Genomic DNA, 16429 nt, shown 5'->3' with positions numbered 1-16429 from the left:
TAGTTAAATACAACGATTAACAAGATGAACACTAATTATTGCATAGGAATAGATTTCGGTACAGATTCCGTTCGGTCGATCATCGTTGATGCATATACCGGAGAAGAGGTAGCTGCTGCGGTACATCTGTATAGCCGTTGGAATGACGGACTATACTGTGACCCCAATAAGAACCAGTTCAGACAGCATCCGTTGGATTATATAGACGGGCTTGAACAGACCATAAAGAAATGCCTATCGCAAGTAGGAAATGCTGTTAGAACGAATATCAAAGCCATCTCTGTCGATACCACTGGGTCGACTCCGGTAGCGGTAGATGAAACGGGAACACCGTTGGCTTTATTGCCCGGATTTGAAGCTAACCCGAATGCGATGTTCGTCCTGTGGAAAGATCATACTGCTGTCCCGGAAGCAACAGCGATCAATCAACATGCTGCTGCATTTGGTGAAGATTACTTGAAATATGTGGGGGGAATTTATTCATCAGAGTGGTATTGGGCAAAGTTACTTCATATCTTAAAGAACGATCAGCAGGTGCGGAAGGCTTGTTACAGCTGGGTAGAGCATTGCGATTGGATCCCATTTCTCTTAACAGGTGGTGGCCATGTCCGTGAACTCAAGCGAAGCGTTTGTACGGCCGGACATAAGGGCTTATGGGCAACGGCTTTCGATGGATTGCCTCCAAAGAATTTTTTCTCTTCTTTAGACCCTTTATTAGCCAGTGTGTACGATACTTTTCCGGAGCAGGTGTACACGGCTGATCAACAGGCTGGTTACCTCAGTAAAGAATGGGCGGAAAGGTTGGGTTTGCCTGACAATGTAGTGATTGGCGTGGGGGCTATGGATGCCCACATGGGAGCCGTTGGCGGACAGATTGAACCTTACTATTTAAGTAAGGTGATGGGGACATCTACCTGTGATATGCTGGTCATTCCGAAAAAAGAATTTGAAGGAAAAATAGTGAAAGGCATTTGTGGACAAGTGGATGGCTCCATCATCCCGGGAATGATTGGGTTGGAAGCAGGCCAATCCGCTTTTGGTGATATATATGCATGGTTTAAACAATTGCTTTCTTGGCCCTTGCAACACCTTATGATGCAGTCCGATAAAACTGATCATGAAGCATCCAGGGCCTTATTTAAAGATATCAGTGACCGCATGTTGCATGAATTAAGCAAGCAGGCCGCCGCAATCGCCCCGTCAGAACACGACGAGCTGGCCTTGGACTGGTTAAATGGCAGAAGAACACCGGATGCAGATCAGTCGCTTAAAGGAGCAATTAGTGGATTAACACTGGCCAGTGATGCTCCACGGATATTTCGTTCGCTTGTGGAATCAACGTGTTTTGGAGCTCGTAAAATTGTTGAACGCTTTCAGGAAGAAGGAGTGCCCATCAAAGGACTGATAGGGGTGGGAGGAATCGCCCAAAAATCACCGTTCGTGATGCAGATGCTGGCAGATGTTATGCAGATGCCGCTAAAAATACACCGATCGGAACAAACCTGCGCTTTGGGTGCTGCCATGTTTGCTGCAACGGTAGCAGGTATTTACCCAACTGTTGAAGAAGCGATGAAAGCCATGGGAACCGGTTTTGATCGGTCTTATGTTCCAGATAAAAGCAAGGCCGCTTATTACGATAAAAGATATCAACAATATTTAAAATTAGGTGATTTTTTAGAAACCAGTTCAATATAACCAGATAAACGATTGAACCTAAATATGAATCGTTATGAACAACAATACCAGAAGAGCCTTTCTTCGGAACCTAACCTTGGCTGGTACAGCAGCTACGGCCAGTCCGTCTTTACTTTTTGCATCCTCCAAACCTAAGAAGGATCTTGACGAACAAACGTTAGACCATTCAGAAGACCCCAAAACTGATAAAAGGGCTTTCAACGCTCCTTATAAAGGGAATCATCTGAATAGGATCGCATTCCCTATTGGTGGTATAGGAGCAGGGATGTTCTGTTTGGAAGGTACAGGGGCAATATCACATATGTCGGTTCAGAACAAACCACAAATGTTTCATGAGCCGCATGTTTTCGCCGCAGTAGCGATAAAGGGTATGCAAAATGGTGCTAAAGTATTAGAAGGGCCTGTTCCTGAATGGAAGCTGTTCGGTCAACGGGGAACGGGTAATGGCGCTTCTGGAGCCACCTATGGCCTGCCACGTTTCAAAAAGGCTACCTTCGAAGCACGCTTTCCTTTTTGCACTACCGAATTAACAGATGATGACTGGCCTTTAGCTGTGGGACTTTCGGCCTGGAGCCCGTTCATACCGAACGATGAGGATAATTCGAGCCTCCCTGTAGGTGCGATAGAATATACCTTTCACAATACGCAAGCGCAGCCTTTAGAAGCGGTATTTTCTTATCATGCCAAAAATTTTCTCGCCGCAAACGAGCATGCATCTGTGAAGGCCATGAATAATGGTTTTATACTTTGGCAGCCGGGGGCTGATGACAAGAAAGAAGAGCAGGCAGACTTTGCCGTATACACAGATGAAGCAAAAACTATTGTAGATTATTGCTGGTTTCAAGGTGGTTGGTGGGACCCTGTGACCATTACCTGGAACACGGTAAGCGCCGGGAAAACAAGAAAGACCGATCCTATTGAAAAGGGCGCTCCGGGAGCATCTTTGTATGTTCCGTTTACCCTTGGTGCTCAGGAGAGTAAGACTATACGCGTTTATTTTTCTTGGTACGTACCACAGAGTAAGTTACAAATCGGTAAGATCGAATCTGCTGAAGATGCTGCTCCATCTTGTGATACCGGTCAAATACAGTATAGCAATAATAAAGATGAAGCGTTTTATTATTATAAACCGTGGTATGCGAGCAAATTTGATGATGTTCAAGACGTAGCAAAATATTGGCAAACAAGTTATGAAGAGTTGCAAAAATCTTCCCGTAATTTTAAAGAAGCCTTTTTTTTAAGTAGTTTGCCGGCTGAAGTGTTGGAAGCGGTCGCGGCGAATCTGAGTATCCTAAAATCACCAACGGTGATGCGTCAATACGATGGTAGATTATGGAATTGGGAAGGATGCAGTGATGAGGCAGGTTGCTGCCATGGATCCTGCACCCACGTGTGGAATTATGCACAAGCGATTCCGCATCTGTTTCCCAGATTGGAGCGTAGTCTCCGATATACCGAATTTTGTGAGAACCAAAGTAGTGATGGCCACCAGAATTTTCGCGCCAATATTCCAATTAGTCCTACTATTCATGATTTCCATGCGGCAGCCGATGGTCAGTTGGGAGGCATCATGAAGGTATATCGCGAATGGAGAATCAGTGGAGATGATGGCTGGTTAAAGGATATGTATCCATTGGTGAAGAAAAGTATGGACTATTGTATACGCACTTGGGATCCAGATGAAAAAGGAGTATTGGAAGAGCCTCATCATAATACCTATGATATCGAATTTTGGGGTCCTGATGGGATGTGTACCTCTTTCTATTTAGGGGCGCTTGTAGCTACGCAAGAGATGGGGAAGTATCTCAAGGAGAATGTATCTGCTTATCGAAAACTGTATAAAAAAGGCCGTGTTTATATGGAAACTAAGCTTTTCGATGGAGAGTATTTCATACAGGAAATAAAATATAAGGACTTGCATGCTGAAAATCCTGCCAAAGCACAGTCGTATGGAGGTGAATATTCCCCGGAAGCACGGGAATTGCTGGAGAAAGAAGGGCCAAAATATCAATATGGCAAAGGTTGTCTGTCTGACGGTGTTTTAGGCGCTTGGATCGCAGAGGTCTGTGGCCTACCGGAGATTTTGTCAACTGAAAAAGTAAAAAGCCATCTCTTATCCATACATCAGTATAATTTGAAGAAAGATCTTTCTAATCATCCAAACCCACAACGACCTGCCTACGCTGCGGGGAAAGAAGGAGGTTTGCTGTTGTGTACCTGGCCAAAGGGAGGAAAACTTTCTCTGCCCTTTGTATATAGCGACGAGGTATGGACAGGTATTGAATATCAAGTGGCGTCCCATCTATTATTGGTAGGCGAAGTAGCTCAGGGTTTAGAAATTGTGCGTACTTGTCGAGATCGATATGATGGCCGGATAAGAAATCCTTTCAACGAATATGAATGTGGGAGCTGGTACGGTAGAGCTTTGTCTAGTTATGGGTTAATCCAAGGCTTAACGGGTATCCGTTACGACGCAGTTGATCAGACACTATATATCGACTCCAAAGTGGGTGATTTCAAATCGTTTATCTCCACGGCTGGAGGTTTTGGAACGGTTCATTTAACTGCAGATGGGCCAAAGCTGGAGGTGTTTCATGGAGAAATACCCGTGACCCGGATAATCGTGTCCGGTAAACCAATGAATTTAATATCATAAATATCAGGCCATGCGTATTCATTTAATAGGTGGTTTTCTCGGTAGTGGAAAAACAACGGCTATTCGGCAGGCTTGTAAAACCTTGCTTTTACAAGGAAAAAAAGTTGCTGTTATCACGAATGATCAAGGTAGCCAATTAGTAGATACACAATTTCTGGCAGAAGTAGGCATGCTCACGAAGGAGGTAACAGGCAGCTGTTTTTGCTGCAATTACGATGCCTTTGAAGCACACATTAAACAGTTTGAGCAAGAAGTGCTTCCCGATATCGTTTTCGCAGAAGCGGTTGGTTCATGTACCGATCTCGTCGCTACGATTATTCGGCCTTTGGAACGATTTCATCCAGAAAAAAAAATGATATTATCTGTTTTTGCCGATGCACAGGTACTGCCAGTATTAGTTGGCGGGTCTCGTTTGTTTGCAGATAATGTTCATTATATTTATCAGCAACAGTTGGAAGAAGCTGACCTGCTCGTACTCAGTAAATATGATCTACTGTCAGAAATGCAAAAGAAATCATTAAAGGAATTTATTAGCGAACGCTATGGACATAAAAGGGTACTTTTTCAAAACTCTTATGACACAGACCACATTGAGCGATGGTTGGCGGAGGCCGCATCGTTTCCAGATAAGACTGGGCAAGCACTTCATATAGACTATAACCTATACGGTGCAGGTGAAGCCGAGCTCGCCTGGTTGAACCAGCGGCTATCGATACGCAATGAAAAGTGCTTCGCTTTACAAGCGGCCAAATCGTTGATCGATCGTTTCCATCAGGCAGTCAGAACAGCAGCACTTCCCATCGGACACCTAAAATTTATGTGCACGGGTGAAAATCTAATGAAAAAAGTAAGTTATACCAGCTCCGATGAACACCGGAGTTACCTGGATTTTCCGGATCTAGCCTTGGAAAAAGTGGACCTTTTGATTAATGCCCGGGTACAGACAGATCCGGAGACATTATTGAGTTTATTAGGTGAATCGGTAGCTGAAATCGAAAATACCACAGGAAGTCAGCTAATTGTTTTAAACAATGAGGCTTTTGTTCCCGGATTCCCGAAACCCACATATCGCATATTAAATAAATGAAGATGAACCAAATTCGCTTGTCCAAACAATGCATAGCCGAATTCCTCGCCACTTTTATTTTGGTTTTTTGTGGAACGGGCGCAATCGTTATCAATGATGAAACAGGAGGGACAATTAGTCACTTAGGTATTGCCATGACATTTGGTTTAGTTGTGATGTGTTTAATATATGTTTTTGGCCATATTTCAGGTGCACACATGAATCCGGCAGTAAGTATAGCTTTTGTGCTGACGAGACAATTACCGAAAAAAATGCTGCTTCCTTATGTTGGTAGTCAATTACTGGGAGCACTTTCCGCGAGCATATTTTTAAAAGGCATGTTCCCGGCAAATGAACTACTGGGAGCTACTATTCCACGAGGTGCGGTGATGCAGTCTTTTTACTTAGAAATCATACTTACCTTTTTTTTGATGCTTACGGTACTACACTTACTACAGAAGGAATCTAAAAAACTCGATTTTATTGGTGTTGTTGTCGGAGCCGTTGTGGGACTTGAAGCCATGTTTGCCGGACCGATAAGCGGAGCTTCTATGAACCCGGCGCGATCTTTTGGACCGGCGGTTGTGTCAGGTGAATGGAACACGTTATGGGTTTATTTATCGGCTCCGGTAATCGGAGCGTCATTAGCCGTGCCAACGGCCCATTTCTTTCATAAGATTGGATTCAGCGAAAAAATTAACCATAATAAAAGGTTACTGAAAGAGGAGGTGTTGAAATGACGATACAATCGGCATGCGTAGTGACTTTACGTTATTGTATGAAAAATAGCGCCGGACAAATATTGGAGAATATAATGGATGGACCGCCTATACAATATATCCATGGTTTAGGGAAAATATTAGCATACTTGGAAGCAGCTGTTGAAGGACTGAAAAAGGGTGAACGGAAAGTGCTCCAGCTATCCTTGGCCAATGGTTGTGAAGGACTGGACGATGACTTTGAAGTGGAAGTACTTATTGACGATGTGCGGACAGCTAGCGCTGATGAACTGAAGCATGGTCTGGTATTACCTGAGCCTGATCAGTGCGGCCCGGGATGTGTGTGTTAAATGTAACGAGCTCATTGATGTCGATGAAACCTTACGCTAGATAAATAATATTTACAGATGAAAACTTCAATTTTATTATTTACGGTTTTTATATTTTACTTCCCACTTTATGGAGCTGTAGACGATAAGGAGCTTATCCGTCCGTTTGTGGCAAGTATTCAAGCTGGTGAAATAGGAGGAGTAAAACCTAACATAAATTACCGTAAAATAAATGATGGAATGATAAAGGTCTCCATCAGTTTTACGCTAGCTGATACTGTTTTTCAGGACGACTGGCAGGTGAACCTTACTCCGGCATTTACACCAGACTTCCACTGGGCACCACACTTAGCGCCTACAAGTGAGCATGTTATCGCACAGCACGTATTCAGAGCTCCGGCCCTCATAATGGTTGGGGAGGGTAAACAAGTTTCCATCATACCGGATCTCGATATCTTAAATGAAAATTCTGCGGTCGATTGGTATATGGACCTTGATGCGATTGGCAATCGGCTAACACTTGGCATGAGTCACACTGAAGTTAAAGAACACGTCTTATACCATAGAAAACCGGGAGGCGTCTATCCCGAGGGGGAGCTTCGTTTCGGATTTTATATACTGATGGAAAGTGGAATCCAAAAACCTATTAATCCTTGGAGGAAGGTCAATGCCTTCCTTTGGGAAAAGTGGGGTCAACCCTTGTATGCGTCCAATGAACCACTCCAAACAAAGGAGCTTCAACCATATGTTCAGCATACCTATAATTGGGCATTTAATAACTGGAAGGAGCAAGTATGGCAAGAATTTGAATTAAAGGGAAAAGTGGTAGGCGCTCCCGTCTTTATCGTCAATGTTACGCAAAGTCCCAACTACCCCGGGCCCGTGAATGAACGGGAGTTCCGCTCTATTTGGAACCAAGCTTGGTTTAATGCTTTACGATCGGCACAGGGCGTTTATCGCTATGCGAAGAGAACGAACGATGAACAATTGCTAAAGTATGCGTTAAAAACGAAAGAACTGACACTCGCTTTTCCTCAGCAAGATGGTTTTTTTTCCGCTTTGATTGCCACCGAAATGACGATGCAAGAAGAGGATGGAGAGACGTATAACCGATCAAAGGGCTGGAATACCGCCTATTTTGGGAATTCTAACAGAAATCCATTAACAGGTGACCCGAAGCAGGCCCCTTATCATATCTTGGATATGAGTTATACCGCTTGGTTAATGTTAACTTGGTATGATGAATTGGAGAAAGATGAAAGACTATTGTCGTATGCTGTAAACTATGCCAATAGCTTGATAACACTTCAAGATGCACAGGGATTCTTTCCGGCTTGGCTCGATAAAGAGTCACTAGAACCAATAGATTACCTCAGGCAATCGCCCGAAACGGCTATGTCGATCACGTTTCTTCTAAAATTATTTGAACTGACAAATGAAAGTTCCTATCAACAGGCAGCACTGAAAGCGATGCATGTCCTCATGGACACCGTCATTCCCGAGGGGAGGTGGGAAGATTTCGAAACCTATTGGTCATGCAGCCGCTATGGTGCGGAAGACCTGGTCGGCAAAAAGGTTGCTAGAAACAATTTATATAAACAAAATACCTTCAGCATGTATTGGACAGCTCAGGCCTTATTGGCCTGCTACGAACTTACACAAGATCAAAAATACCTGGACATTGGTAGAAAGACCTTAGATGAGCTTTTGATGGCACAGGCGATTTGGCAACCCCCATTTATTCATGTACGTGCATTGGGTGGATTCGGCGTGATGAATGCTGACGGGGAATGGAATGATTCGCGACAGAGTTTATTTGCCGAACTTATTTTAGATTACGGGAAAATATTAAATAGTAAAGAATATACGCAAAGAGGACTGGCCGCTTTACGAGCATCTTTCGTGATGATGTACTGTCCTGAAAATCCACGCACAAGCGAACAATGGGAAAAAGTTTGGGATTTTTTTGATAAGCAGGATTATGGTTTTATGATGGAAAACTATGGGCATACCGGGGTGACAAGCGTAGATGGTCTCGGGATTGGTGAGTTTACGATTTACGATTGGGGGAACGGAGCGGCGGCTGAAGCCTACAATCGAATATTCGATCATTATGGAGAGGCTTTTCTGAAAGAAGATTAATCGAAGCTAGATAAAAATAAAATTAGATAAACAGATTTCGTAACACCTTTGGGAATTTTTAAAAGTGAAAACTTGTTTTTATAAAAGAAATCTAATCATAACGATATGCAGCATTTTTATAAGTTGAAATGGTTTTTTCGATCATATGCAATAGTTGTTCTATTGTTGTTTTCAAATACAGCTATTTATGGTCAAAACCATGAAATTTCAAATCAGTGGATTCGGCCGGAAAGTGCTGAAGATGCCGCGCTTTGGGGTATCCGTAATGGGATTGTATTTGCCTTATGGCCATATGGTATCGAGACAGAAAAGAGCAGGTATGGTGGAGGTCCTAGAGGATTGGTAAGAATGGGTTTTGAACGCGACGGGAAAAAATACCTGTTGAATTTTTTAGCTATTGAGCCCATAGTAAAAGGAAAAATAGAGTTTAGTGAGATTTCTCCGTCAATGGTAGATGGGAAATGGGGTAAACTGATGTGGGCGAGTGATGAAGAAGCGTCTACAAGTTTTTCGCCAATGGCGAATAGTAGAGGTGTGATTTCTCGTCCCGATCCTAAAAATCCGGCTATTGAAGAACTTTCGGTATATGTTTTTTTGGAAAAGTTTATTTCCGGAGCGCACCCTTATTTAAGATTATCTATCCGTAATGATCGACCGGAGGAAATTTGTGTTGAAGTATTTAATAGGGAAGATAGTGAGTTAATGGACTTCTGTAATATTACGGCAACCATGGGTAACTATTCGAGATTAAGGCAGATACATCTGAAAAATAAAATCATTGATGCCCGAAAGCTTTATACCGATTACAAAGGAATTGATTTTGTTGAGAAAGAAAGCTATGCCGCCGATGCACTCATACAAAGTAAGGGTGGAGATTATTTTGCCTTTGCCACAACAAATGAATCATTGGAGGAATTGATGGACTGGCCGACGGATTCGTTGGCCGAACGCAGAAGAAGCTGGAGGTATCGCCCATCTGTCAAATTAACACAATATTGGAGAAAGGAAAACCCGAACCCCAAAAATAATTTACACCTACGGGTAAATGGAAGATACAGATATTGGAGCGGTGGAAGTAGAGACGAAAGCCTTTATATGGAGATTCCCGGCGGAGCTTCCTTCGAGAACTTCGAACTACAGGAAAAATACCATCAGGGTCAAAAGTTATATTATGGTATTTCAAAGGATATGCCTGCTCAGATATTAGATAATTTTAATGCAAAACACCATTAAATTAATTGTTTAACACTTATCTTGCAAAATGAATAAAAAGGTTTCTCTGAAAGATATCGCAAAAGCCGTTGGTGTATCTACGGCATTGGTGTCTTATGTGCTTAACAATAAGGAGAAGGAGGCACGTGTCGGAAAAGAAATAGCCGAAGTAATCAGAAAAAAAGCAGCCGAGTTAAACTATCAACCAAACCAAATAGCTAAAAGCTTAAAAAGTGGCAAATCGTTTACCATCGGGCTGATCGTCGCAGATATATCTAATCCTTTTTTTGCCAATATAGCACGTACCATAGAAGACGAAGCAAAGAAACATAACTATACCGTGATCTTTGGTAGCTCAGATGAAAATGCCGAAAAATCCCTCGATTTAATTAATGTATTGGTAAAGCGACAGGTCGACGGTTTTATTATCGCTCCTACCGAACATTCTGAACCACAGATCAATTACTTGACTGAATCGAATATCCCTTTCGTTTTAATTGACCGATACTTTCCGAAAGTAGAAACAAACTATGTTGCTACAGATAATTTTTCGGCGGCCTATGAAGCTACTACCCATTTGATAAACAATGGCTACAAACATATTGGTATGATAGCTTATAAAAGTGGTCTTATTCATATGCAAGAACGGGTAAGGGGCTATACAACAGCACTAAAAGACGCTAAGGCCGGAGCTTCTTTATTAAAAGAAGTCGACTATAATAACGTTAGCCTCGATGTAGAAAAAAAGATTGCAGAACTTATTCATGCACGTCAAAAAATAGATGCCCTCTTTTTTGCAACCAACACCCTATCTATCCATGGCTTGAAGTATTTGAACAAAAAGCAATGGAAGGTGCCGGGCGATGTGGCCGTTGTTTGCTTTGATGAGGGCGACGCCTTCGATTTTTTTTATTGCCCGTTAACTTATGTTGAACAACCACTGATACGTGTAGGTAAAGAGGCGGTTGGCTTATTAATTGAACAGATTAATGATCACGTAACGGAGAAAAAACAGCTTGCTTTGGCATCGAGACTAGTTGTAAGGGCGTCGAGCGTTAGAACAAAGTAACTTTGCTAATATAACTCAATACAATGCCAAAATTGTTATATATAAAATAGTGAGGTATTCGTAATTATGTACCAACCAATAGTTGTATTATGAGACCCCACATTTTAAGCTTATTATTTGTCAGTCTGTTGTGTTCATTCCAAGTAAATGCACAGCAATCTACTAACGCTCCTACATGGGCAGAAGAAAGTGCTCAGCAAAAAGAAAAGCGGATGGCCTGGTGGAAACATGACCGCTTTGGAATGTTTATTCATTGGGGTTTATATGCCGTGCCTGCGAGGCACGAGTGGGTGCAGCAGAGAGAACAGATAAGTACAGAAGACTATCAAGAGCGCTATTTTGATTTGTTTAATCCAGATCTTTATAATCCTGTAGAATGGGCTGAATATGCGAAGAAAGCAGGTATGAAATACGTAGTTATCACTGCACGTCATCATGAAGGCTTCAGTCTTTGGGACACTAAGGTAAGCGACTATAAGGCACCTAATACACCGGCTGGTAGAGATCTTCTTAAACCTTTTGTAGAAGCATGCCGGGACGCCGGCCTAAAAATAGGCTTTTATTATTCGTTAATAGACTGGCACCATCCCGATTTTACGATCGACGGTACACATGCCTTGCGTAATGATCAAGAGGCCAGGGCATCGAACAGCAAGCGCGATATGAATAAATACCGCCAGTTTATGAAAGATCAGGTACGTGAGCTGCTAACAGACTATGGAAAGATTGATCTATTATTCTACGATTTTTCTTACCCGGGAGAAGACGGTAAAGGACATGAGGATTGGGATAGCGAGGGTTTGTTGAAGTTAACACGCGAATTGCAACCAGAGATTATCGTGAACGATCGACTGGATCTGAACGATGGGGCCTGGGGTTGGGACTACCGAACACCGGAACAATTTATGCCGAATAAATGGCCGGAAGAAAATGGCCAGAAAGTAGCTTGGGAAACCTGTCAGACTTTTTCGGGCTCGTGGGGTTACCATCGCGACGAAAACACCTGGAAAAGTACCAATCAATTGATAGCGATGTTAATTGAAGTGGTAAGTAAAGGAGGAAATCTTCTATTAAATGTAGGACCTACGGCAAGAGGGCATTTTGACGATAGGGCGACCGATCGTTTGGAAGGCATGGGGAACTGGATGAAGGTTAATAGTCGGGCAATCTACGGATGTACTGCGGCTCCTGAAGAATTCCAGAAACCCGACAATTGTTTTTTGACCTATAACGCTGAAACAAAAAGGCTATATGTACATGTATTGCAATGGCCGTTTAAAACACTATATCTTCCCGGGTTTAAAGATAAAGTGAAATACGCGCAGTTTTTACATGACGGGTCAGAGATAAAATATACAGCCCGCACCGAGCCAGGTTCACACATGACTATTACCGCTGGAGCCGACGACCTGATTGTGGAGTTACCTGTTGTTAAGCCCAATGTCGAAATTCCGGTTATTGAATTGATTCTGAAATAAAAGCTGAAGAGTCTTCCCATATTACCGCAATCCTCATCTGTTAACGCTTCAGGTAGATCATGCCCTTTAGATTGTGCTGCCACAATAATTAGTGCCGTATTTATAATATGTAGGAAAAATGGTGTATCGATTGAACCTGCCAAAAACAGTTTTTTTTGCAGTAGTATCTATGCCGCAGCAGAATTTTTTATAAAACCTAGTAAAAGCTTTTATACCTTTGATGAGCGGATTTATATATGCACAAAAGAAGAATATATTTCCGCCACAATTATAAGCGGTATAAAAGCGTAAAGATAGCACCGGTTAGAGACCAATCTTTAGGTATCAAAAAATTAGCTGTTTAAATTGAAGTGTAATCTCTTTGATAGGAGAAACGCCGCCATACATGAGGCTATATGGGTCTATTCCGAAGATCATAAAAGGCTTTTTTTGCACGGATACGAGAAAAATGAATTTGCTATTGAAATATTTTAAGCGTGCAAGGCAGGGATGTTTGTTGCACAATACGTTCTTTTTCAGGATGATCGATTAGCTTTAGGATGGTTTCGGCAGCTTGTTGGCCAATTTTATAAGGCTGTTCCTGCATAGAAGCAAGCGGCGGATTTTCAATTTTTTCAAAGAGTGGAAGCGCCCCGTAGCCTATCAATTCGATAGATTTGGCCATGGAAGAATATTCAGTGCGGATACATTTCATGACATCAAGCATCATGTAGTCTTTGAAGCAGAGAATGGCCGTTGGAGGAGCTGGATGTTGCATGAGTTTTCGAACGGCTTTATGCGTGCTTTCCGTACTTAAGTTCGTTTCGTCGACTAGAGTGGGATCAAACTTAAGACCGTTTTGTATCAAACCATCGCGGTAACCCACAAAACGTTGTTTGCTGGTACTCCAATAAGATGGTCCATTGATAAATGCTATACGTTTATGGCCCCTAGATAGGAGAAAAGAAACTGCTTTTATGGAAGCATCGTACACATTGCTGACAATATAATTACAGTTGATGTCGATCGGTTTCCGGGCGAAATATATAACCGGGATTCCAGCTTGTTCCAGTTTTCGGAGATGGCTGATATCCTGTGTCTCTTTTGAAACCGATATAAGGAGACCGTCAATACGGCTACTTTGCATCAGCGACACCAATTGCTTTTCCCGCTGTAAACTTTCATGATTTTGACCGATAATAACATGATACCCTTTTGCTGAAGCATAGTCGTCAAACCCGTTTACCGCCAAGGTATAAAAATGGTCCATCAAGCTGGGCAGAATGATACCTAGTGTGAATGTTTTTCGTTGTTTAAAGTGTATAGCGGCCTGATTGGGAACATAATTTAGCTGCTTCGCCAGTTTCTTGACACGATCTTTGGTTACTTCTCCGATACGGGGATGATCATTTAATGCTTTAGAAACAGTAGATACGGAAAGGCGGAGCTGTTTTGCCATATCCTTAAGTGTAATCACTTGGTTTGACATCCTGCTAAGTTACGTATATTTCCTCTATTAAATAAATATTCAATGGCAGAGGAGAGACCAATAAGTCACTTTTATATGCGACGCGATTATATTGCATATAAAAGTGATCTATCTAAATTTAAAGAAGATTAATACAATGAAATAAACCTTAAATTGATATAACCGTAAATGATGAAGCACTTACAAATAATGAAGAAGCAAATCAAAACCAACTGGATAAAATCGTTGATAAGTTTATGTTTTTGCATCAGTTTATCGCTACAGAATGCTTATGCACAAAAGACAAATTGGGAAAAAGTAAAGATTTTGGTTTATACAAAAAATGGCGAAGGCTATGTACATGACAACATTGGTAGTTCCGTGAAAGCTATACAGGAATTAGGACAAACGCATGGCTTTGAAGTAACGGTAAGTGAAGACCCGGCTTTATTTAACGATGACGAACTAAAACAGTATGACGCATTGGTGTTTTCCAATACAAATAATGACGTTTTTGACACGGATGAACAGCGTGTTGCACTTATGCGTTATATACAGGCCGGAGGAGGGTTCGTCGGGCTGCATTCGGCGTCTGGAACCGAGCGGAACTGGAAATGGTTTAAACAGCTTTTAGGTGCTACTTTTTATTGGCATGACAAAAACCAACCTTTTACCGTGAATATTGTAGACAGTAGCCACCTTTCTGTTGCCCACTTGCCTCAAAAATGGGAAAGATCCGGAGGAGATGAATTTTATTATTTGAAAGAAATGAACGTAAACTTGCATGTGATTGCCGTGAATGATGCTACTACATTGGAAGGTGATAATGATAAGCGGCTGGATACCTTCGGTGACGTTTTTCCCTCGGTATGGTGTCAGAAGTTTGATGGCGGGCGGTCATGGTATACTTCTCTAGGTCATAATAAGGAAGACTATGAAAAGGAAGATCTTCGAACGCATATACTGGGCGGAATCTCCTGGGTTATTGGCAAGCAGAAGGGGCGGGATTATGGTAAAGCTTACGCAAAAAGCCCCCAAGATGAAGTAAAACAAACAAAGTACTAGTTAATATTACCAAATTATAAGATACTATTTTAATTATGAGCAAGATGAAAGAACAATTAGATAGACGGGGTTTTATAAAACAGACAGCCATTGGATCAGCAACCGTGTTGGCGGGTATTGCTTTCCCAAGCATTGTACCTGCATCTGTATTCGGTAAAAATGCCCCTAGCAATCGCATTAATATTGGGCAGATCGGTTTCGGTCGTATCGGGATGACACATGATTTACCCGAGGTGATCAAGCATGAATACGCACATGTAATGGCGGTAGCCGATCTGGATAAGAATCGTTTAGCGCAAGGAAAAGCGTGGCTTGAAAAGCGTTATGCCGAAAAAACCGGAAAATCAAATTATATTGATGTCAAAACTTATGACGACTATCATGACCTTCTGGCGAATAAAGAAATTGATGCCGTGATCATTAGTACGCCCGATCACTGGCATGCACAACCAGCTATGGAAGCCGCATTTGCGGGTAAACATATTTATCTCCAAAAACCAACGTCATTAACCATTCGGGAAGGGCGTACCATGGCAGATGCGGTAAAAAAAACCGGTGTGGTGTTTCAGTTAGGCAGCCAACAGCGTTCTACCAGTCCTTGGCCCCAGTTTAAACGAGCTTGTGAATTGGTGCGTAACGGGCGCATCGGTGAATTAAAAAAAGTGATTATCGGACTTCCAGGTGACCCCGCTGGAGGTCGTGCTGAAGAGATGCCGGTACCCGGTGGTTTTAACTATGATATGTGGTTAGGCTCAACGCCGGAAGTGTATTATACGAAAGATCGGGTACACTCTCCGGAGGAGATCAACGGCGAACGTCCGGGATGGCTGCGCTGTGAACAGTTTGGCGCAGGTATGATCACCGGCTGGGGTTCGCATCATATTGACATTGCACATTGGGGAATGGGAACAGAACTTTCGGGCCCGCTGGCCGTAGAAGGCCGGGCTAGTTTCCCTACCGAAGGGCTTTGGGATGTACATGGAGATTTCCAAGTACGTGCATGGTATCCAAATGACGTCATCATGGAAATCAGCGGTACCAACCCTAATGGTGTACGCTTTGAAGGAACTGAGGGGTGGATATTCGTATCAAGAGGTAATGTAGGTATGACCGCTTCAGATCCCGTAGCCGCTGGCGACGCAGATGAGAATGATGCTTTTAAAGCAAGCGATAAAAAAATACTTACCTCTGTCATTGAACCAAACGAAATTCATTTATATGATAGTCCGGAGCAACACACCAATTGGCTGGAATGCATCCGGGACGGAAAAGAAAATATCAGTCCGGTTGAAGTTGCCCATCGTTCCGGTTCTGCATGCTTGGTAGCACATACCGCAATGAAACTGGGGAAAAAGTTAAAGTGGGACGCAGAAAAGGAACAATTTGATGATGATGAAGCAAATAAGACCTTGTCTAGACCTCAGCGATTTCCTTATGGAACAGAACATGTGAAAGCCTGATAAAATTTGGCCGTCGGCCATTTACTAAATTTATTATAGCCCTCATATCAGCTAAGCATAGAACGATCTGATATGGGGGCTTTACGTATTA

The 16429-nt window shown here is 42.5% G+C and carries 12 protein-coding genes; 11 read left to right on the top strand and 1 reads right to left on the bottom strand.

Annotated features, from left to right (window positions below):
- The first annotated feature begins 24 nt into the window (after positions 1-24).
- The 9 genes from H8S90_RS02905 (at position 25) to H8S90_RS02865 (ending at position 12366) form a co-directional block, all read left to right on the top strand.
- On the top strand, positions 25-1695 hold the full coding sequence (locus H8S90_RS02905) for a ribulokinase (protein WP_187341109.1): 1671 nt from the start codon (positions 25-27) through the stop codon (positions 1693-1695).
- Positions 1696-1729: 34 nt separating this feature from the next.
- A complete protein-coding gene (locus tag H8S90_RS02900) occupies positions 1730-4351 on the top strand; it encodes a GH116 family glycosyl hydrolase (RefSeq protein WP_187341108.1) in 2622 nt (873 codons plus the stop codon).
- A gap of 10 nt (positions 4352-4361) precedes the next feature.
- On the top strand, positions 4362-5438 hold the full coding sequence (locus H8S90_RS02895; protein WP_187341107.1) for a GTP-binding protein: 1077 nt from the start codon (positions 4362-4364) through the stop codon (positions 5436-5438).
- 2 nt (positions 5439-5440) lie between these two features.
- Positions 5441-6157: an MIP/aquaporin family protein gene (locus H8S90_RS02890; RefSeq protein WP_187341106.1), complete on the top strand. Its 717-nt coding sequence runs from the start codon at positions 5441-5443 to the stop codon at positions 6155-6157.
- Between the two features lie 38 nt (positions 6158-6195).
- Positions 6196-6486 carry a hypothetical protein gene (locus tag H8S90_RS02885; protein WP_187341105.1) on the top strand — a complete coding sequence of 97 codons (291 nt, stop codon included), beginning with the start codon at positions 6196-6198 and terminating at the stop codon, positions 6484-6486.
- Positions 6487-6543: 57 nt separating this feature from the next.
- Positions 6544-8607 carry a hypothetical protein gene (locus H8S90_RS02880; RefSeq protein WP_187341104.1) on the top strand — a complete coding sequence of 688 codons (2064 nt, stop codon included), beginning with the start codon at positions 6544-6546 and terminating at the stop codon, positions 8605-8607.
- Positions 8608-8712: 105 nt separating this feature from the next.
- Positions 8713-9840, top strand: a complete 1128-nt coding sequence (locus tag H8S90_RS02875) for a hypothetical protein (protein WP_187341103.1) — start codon at positions 8713-8715, stop codon at positions 9838-9840.
- Positions 9841-9868: 28 nt separating this feature from the next.
- Positions 9869-10888: a LacI family DNA-binding transcriptional regulator gene (locus H8S90_RS02870; protein ID WP_187341102.1), complete on the top strand. Its 1020-nt coding sequence runs from the start codon at positions 9869-9871 to the stop codon at positions 10886-10888.
- Positions 10889-10977: 89 nt separating this feature from the next.
- A complete protein-coding gene (locus tag H8S90_RS02865) occupies positions 10978-12366 on the top strand; it encodes an alpha-L-fucosidase (RefSeq protein ID WP_187341101.1) in 1389 nt (462 codons plus the stop codon).
- A gap of 457 nt (positions 12367-12823) precedes the next feature.
- Here H8S90_RS02865 and H8S90_RS02860 read toward each other — a convergent pair whose 3' ends face one another.
- Entirely contained in the window at positions 12824-13804 is a 981-nt protein-coding gene (locus H8S90_RS02860) for a LacI family DNA-binding transcriptional regulator (protein WP_187341100.1), read from the bottom strand.
- A gap of 219 nt (positions 13805-14023) precedes the next feature.
- Between H8S90_RS02860 and H8S90_RS02855 the strand changes: the two genes are divergently transcribed.
- Positions 14024-14878 (top strand): ThuA domain-containing protein, encoded by an 855-nt coding sequence (locus H8S90_RS02855; RefSeq protein ID WP_187341099.1) that lies wholly within the window; start codon positions 14024-14026, stop codon positions 14876-14878.
- Between the two features lie 44 nt (positions 14879-14922).
- Positions 14923-16338 carry a Gfo/Idh/MocA family oxidoreductase gene (locus H8S90_RS02850; RefSeq protein WP_222852225.1) on the top strand — a complete coding sequence of 472 codons (1416 nt, stop codon included), beginning with the start codon at positions 14923-14925 and terminating at the stop codon, positions 16336-16338.
- Positions 16339-16429: the final 91 nt, after the last annotated feature.

The organism is Olivibacter sp. SDN3, assembly GCF_014334135.1.
In the GTDB taxonomy this organism is placed as follows: domain Bacteria; phylum Bacteroidota; class Bacteroidia; order Sphingobacteriales; family Sphingobacteriaceae; genus Olivibacter.
This window is presented reverse-complemented; position numbering and strand designations above follow the sequence as displayed.

What these genes read in the sequence shown, in the direction of transcription:
- H8S90_RS02905 (WP_187341109.1), top strand. Translation starts at nt 25, where the DNA reads ATGAACACTAATTATTGCATAGGAATAGATTTCGGTACAGATTCCGTT.
- H8S90_RS02900 (WP_187341108.1), top strand. Translation starts at nt 1,730, where the DNA reads ATGAACAACAATACCAGAAGAGCCTTTCTTCGGAACCTAACCTTGGCT.
- H8S90_RS02895 (WP_187341107.1), top strand. Translation starts at nt 4,362, where the DNA reads ATGCGTATTCATTTAATAGGTGGTTTTCTCGGTAGTGGAAAAACAACG.
- H8S90_RS02890 (WP_187341106.1), top strand. Translation starts at nt 5,441, where the DNA reads ATGAACCAAATTCGCTTGTCCAAACAATGCATAGCCGAATTCCTCGCC.
- H8S90_RS02885 (WP_187341105.1), top strand. Translation starts at nt 6,196, where the DNA reads ATGAAAAATAGCGCCGGACAAATATTGGAGAATATAATGGATGGACCG.
- H8S90_RS02880 (WP_187341104.1), top strand. Translation starts at nt 6,544, where the DNA reads ATGAAAACTTCAATTTTATTATTTACGGTTTTTATATTTTACTTCCCA.
- H8S90_RS02875 (WP_187341103.1), top strand. Translation starts at nt 8,713, where the DNA reads ATGCAGCATTTTTATAAGTTGAAATGGTTTTTTCGATCATATGCAATA.
- H8S90_RS02870 (WP_187341102.1), top strand. Translation starts at nt 9,869, where the DNA reads ATGAATAAAAAGGTTTCTCTGAAAGATATCGCAAAAGCCGTTGGTGTA.
- H8S90_RS02865 (WP_187341101.1), top strand. Translation starts at nt 10,978, where the DNA reads ATGAGACCCCACATTTTAAGCTTATTATTTGTCAGTCTGTTGTGTTCA.
- H8S90_RS02860 (WP_187341100.1), bottom strand. Translation starts at nt 13,804, where the DNA reads ATGGCAAAACAGCTCCGCCTTTCCGTATCTACTGTTTCTAAAGCATTA.
- H8S90_RS02855 (WP_187341099.1), top strand. Translation starts at nt 14,024, where the DNA reads ATGAAGAAGCAAATCAAAACCAACTGGATAAAATCGTTGATAAGTTTA.
- H8S90_RS02850 (WP_222852225.1), top strand. Translation starts at nt 14,923, where the DNA reads ATGAAAGAACAATTAGATAGACGGGGTTTTATAAAACAGACAGCCATT.